This is a genomic window from Candidatus Hepatincolaceae symbiont of Strigamia maritima (genome assembly GCF_055505085.1).
On sequence record NZ_DBKDTU010000019.1, the window covers coordinates 1 to 4,128 of the forward strand.

The window sequence follows — 4,128 nt, forward strand, 5'->3', positions numbered from 1 at the left end:
TATGTTAATAAAAGAAATATTAAAAATATTAAACCAATATTAGATACTTATATAGATTATAACCAAAGTAATTTACATACAGATGAAAGTACTTTATATAGCGGTTATAAAAATAGAAATATTGTTACACATAATAAAGGAGAGTATGTTAAAGGCAATATTTATATATAGAACTCTTGATAATTCATGAGTTTATCAATAATAATTACTTTTTAGCAGTTCTTATCTATAGTATTACATATATTTTAGCTGTAGTTTTGTTATTGCCCTTAGGCTTAATTCTTAGCCTAACTGCTGGAGCTATGTTTGGCTTATTTCTTTTTTTATTGATAAATATAAAGAAAGAAAGACTATATAGTAAATATGCTAAAACTAAGATATTTGAGTTGATATTGTAGTAATCTGAGGAAAAGCCACAGGATTAATTAGCGATTATGTTGTAGTTTTCTTAAAAAGCAAAGTTATTATGATTGAGCAGGCAAAGTTGGAAGAAGTTTGTTTAAATGAGAATTGTGTTCCTTCTAAAACGCTAATTAATTCTATTAGTAATATTTATGATTTTTTATAACGTGCCAAGACTTTAGTAATTAATATACATGCTCCGGTTTTTAGTAAAAAAATACTCACATCCAAGCAGTAATAGCAGAAATTACCCATAAAGATTATAAAGAACTTTATGAAGAAGATAGAAGTAAAAGAAGTTATTAGCGAGAATCCTAGAATTATTTCTCCTTATAAAGTTATGGTTAATGAGTAACTAATTATCACAAGATATATAATCTTAGTTACCAGAGCTTCTCCGAGTATTCCAGAAATAGAGAACTTAAATGCTATTAGTTATCTAAATTCAAAGAATATTTGGCAATTACAAAATATACCTAAAAGTAGGGTAACTTTAGGGGTAGGTCATATTTGTATAAAAATAGCATAATCTTTTGCAAAGTTAGGGGGAGAAGTTGCGATTATTGAGAAAACCATAAAATTTTTATAAGTTGTGAACCTAAGATTTCAGAATTCATGCAGTCAAAATGCCTAAACTTAGGTGTAAGAATTTTTACAAATACGTAAATTATAAGAATTAATCAAGAGAGTAATAATAAAATATTAATCCTAAAATTTTTAAGTAATCAACAACACACAGAGAGCACTACTCCTTTAATGGTAAAATATCAAAGTATACCTTTAGTTATTTATGCAAAAGCTAAGATTGCCCAAGTAGGGGTGCTTGAAAGTGATGCACAAGCTAAAAATTTTGATTATGGTATTGAATATGCTAATCTTAGAGAAGTAGACAGAGTTGTAACCAAAAATGATACAGAAGGATTTATTAAAATTATAATTGATAAGAGTAGTAAAAAAATCGTAGGAGCTATTATTGTTGACACCAGTGCCGTAGAGGGGCTTAGCGAATTTATTTTAGCTATAAGATTAAGACTTAATATTAATGATTTATATAATAATATCTATCCTATCTTACGTATACAGAATTAGCTAGGGTTGCAATAGGGAAATATAAACTTAAGTATATGAATCCTAGATATTTATAAGTATTTAGTAATAATTCATAAACTTAGGAGTCTTATACATTATTAATAACACTATTTATTGGAAAATGTTATGATAAGTAAAAATATATATTTTTTATTAACAATAGTACTAGCTAGTCTTACTATATTGCTAATAATATTATTTCAAGTAGTTCATGCTACTCAAACAACTAAGGATTCTCTAAAGATGCAACTAGGTACAAAACAAAATCAACAAGATTTCTCAAAATATTCGGTGGCAATTGTAGCAGGAGGATGTTTTTGGTGTATTGAGAGTGATTTTCTAAAATTAGCAGGAGTCATAGATACTCAAACTGGCTATACAGGCGGAGAAGGATTAAATCCTACCTATGAGAGTGTCTCAGCACAAAGTAATAATGGTAAAGGGCATTATGAGGCAATAAGAATCTATTATGATCCGCTTATTATTAGCTATGAGCAGATTATTGAATACTTTTTTTGGCACATAGACCCAACCAATGCGGATGGGCAGTTCTGTGATAAGGGATTACAATATAGTTCAGCAATTTTTTATAATTCTAATTCAGAAAAAAAACTTATTAAAGAAGCTATTAGCGAATTAGATGCCTCAGGAATTTTACCTGCTAAAGTAGTTACTAAAGTAATAAAAGCAAATACTTTTTGGGTAGCTGAAGAGTATCATCAGAAATATTCACAAAAAAATCAGATAAGATATAAATTTTATAGAACAACATGCCGAAGAGATAAAAGAGTAAGTGAAATATGGAAGCATAATAAGAAATTAAATTAGGGTGTTTCCCTGAATGTTAGATAAAAAAATTTCTATTATTTATAAAAAATTGGTTAATTCTTTTGCAAATTACTTAGTTAGAAAGCAAGTTAGTGCAAATCAGATAACTATTATAGGTTTTATTATCGGGATTTTATCTTTTCCTTTAATTATTCAAGGCTATTACATAATTGCTATGATTTGTGTTTTAATTAATAGGTTAGGGGATGGATTGGACGGATTATTAGCTCTAAAAACTAAACCTACAAATTTAGGAGGATTTTTAGACATAGTATTAGATTTTATATTTTATGCCTCTATTCCTTGAGCTTTTGCATATAATAATCCAGGGATAAATGCTTTAGCAGCAGTAACTCTGCTGTTTGGTTTTTTTTAACCGGTACATCTTTTTTAAGTTTTGCTATATTTGCAGAAAAACAAAAAATACAAAATAATGTTTATCAACATAAAGCTTTTTATTATTCTTTTGGATTAATAGATGCAACGGAAACTACTATTTTTTTTATCTTATTCTTACTCTTCCCAGCAGTTTTTCCCATTTTTGCATACCTCTTAAGTATTTTATGTTTGATAACGTTTATCTGTAGATATATCCTTAGGAATTAAGATATATAAATAATAGAATTTAAGTATAACAAGCTAAAATATAAATACATAAACTAGGTCTGATAATAAAATTAGAAGATGTTTTAGAAATTTAAAAGAAGTGATTACTTTTCTCTTAATTAATACCATAAAAAATAAGAAAGCAAAAAAATTACTAACTGCTAAATGAAAAACCCAATTACTGGCTCTAATCCCTATATAATGTAAAGAAACTAAGAGAGCAGATCCTAAAATACATAAAATTAAAGTACTTAGCTTTTTGCTTTGAATAATTTTTCTACCGAGTCCTAAACTATAATAATAACACTGCTACTACAGAAATAATAGTAATGGGAGGAATATTATATTCTCACCGAAAATAAAATGATTAAGTGTTGTTTCAATGCCAAGACTCATAAGAGCTAGATAGGTACTACCTGATACTGCAGATAAATCTAGTTTTCTTGTGCCTGAATTAAATAGAAAAACTATAATGCTTTAATTATTACTATAAAAAGGGGCAGTATATCTCTAAAAGAGAAGTTAGTGCTACAATTATAAAGGAAGTAGACACAACATCCCTACACTAAACAGGTTATCTAAAGTAGTAGTTTAAATTAGCTATTTTTTTTAATTATTTTCTTAGATTTCTGGGTATTTTTAGATACTGTTTTTTTATCAGAATCAGTTATTTGTTTATGATTCTTATGCTCATCATGGTCTTGTCCGCAATGTGCTTTAGCTCCCACACTAAATATAATGAAAGCAAAGATAATAAATAGAATTTTTTGCATAGTTTTTACCTTACTAAATATAAAATGATTTAATTTTACTATAACATAAATTTAGAAATAAATCATAATTTTATTTTTTATTTAGTTACTCAAAAGAGAAGTATTTTGTATTTAATTTTAAGAAATAAAGTATTGTATACTATAGCTTAATATAAGTGATTGTATTTATTCTAATTTCAAACTAGCCTCATAAATTCTAAAAATTAATAAAAACTGGAACTAAAGCTTCAAAAGATTTACTAATAGAATAAGGAACAGAATCAGGTAATTTAAAGACTAAACGTTTAGTCAATAAGAAGCGATAAACCGAGACAGCAAAGAAAGCAGAAATAATAGCAGCAAACAAGCCTTTAGCCTCAAGGAATCTAGCATTAATTAAGGGAATTATATACTTTTTTACCCTAAAATGATCTAAAGATGTTGATTTAAT

At 27.0% G+C, this 4,128-nt stretch carries 5 protein-coding genes; 3 read left to right on the plus strand and 2 right to left on the minus strand.

Annotated elements, in window-relative coordinates:
- The first annotated feature begins 1,158 nt into the window (after positions 1-1,158).
- The 3 genes from ACQCX0_RS00470 (at position 1,159) to ACQCX0_RS00480 (ending at position 2,626) form a co-directional block, all read left to right on the plus strand.
- Complete coding sequence (locus ACQCX0_RS00470; RefSeq protein ID WP_462562088.1) at positions 1,159-1,491, plus strand: hypothetical protein; 333 nt, start codon at positions 1,159-1,161, stop codon at positions 1,489-1,491.
- Between the two features lie 126 nt (positions 1,492-1,617).
- On the plus strand, positions 1,618-2,319 hold the full coding sequence (msrA, locus tag ACQCX0_RS00475; RefSeq protein WP_462562090.1) for a peptide-methionine (S)-S-oxide reductase MsrA: 702 nt from the start codon (positions 1,618-1,620) through the stop codon (positions 2,317-2,319).
- A gap of 13 nt (positions 2,320-2,332) precedes the next feature.
- Complete coding sequence (locus ACQCX0_RS00480; RefSeq protein WP_462562092.1) at positions 2,333-2,626, plus strand: CDP-alcohol phosphatidyltransferase family protein; 294 nt, start codon at positions 2,333-2,335, stop codon at positions 2,624-2,626.
- Between the two features lie 895 nt (positions 2,627-3,521).
- On the opposite strand, the gene ACQCX0_RS00485 is transcribed toward ACQCX0_RS00480, so the two are convergent.
- Positions 3,522-3,698 (minus strand): hypothetical protein, encoded by a 177-nt coding sequence (locus tag ACQCX0_RS00485; RefSeq protein ID WP_462562094.1) that lies wholly within the window; start codon positions 3,696-3,698, stop codon positions 3,522-3,524.
- A 196-nt stretch (positions 3,699-3,894) separates the two neighbouring features.
- Positions 3,895-4,128 (minus strand): PTS transporter subunit EIIC (locus ACQCX0_RS00490; protein WP_462562096.1); only part of this gene is annotated, 234 nt, incomplete at its 5' end.

What these genes read in the sequence shown, in the direction of transcription:
- ACQCX0_RS00470 (WP_462562088.1), top strand. Translation starts at nt 1,159, where the DNA reads ATGGTAAAATATCAAAGTATACCTTTAGTTATTTATGCAAAAGCTAAG.
- ACQCX0_RS00485 (WP_462562094.1), bottom strand. Translation starts at nt 3,698, where the DNA reads ATGCAAAAAATTCTATTTATTATCTTTGCTTTCATTATATTTAGTGTG.
- ACQCX0_RS00480 (WP_462562092.1), top strand. Translation starts at nt 2,333, where the DNA reads ATGTTAGATAAAAAAATTTCTATTATTTATAAAAAATTGGTTAATTCT.
- msrA (WP_462562090.1), top strand. Translation starts at nt 1,618, where the DNA reads ATGATAAGTAAAAATATATATTTTTTATTAACAATAGTACTAGCTAGT.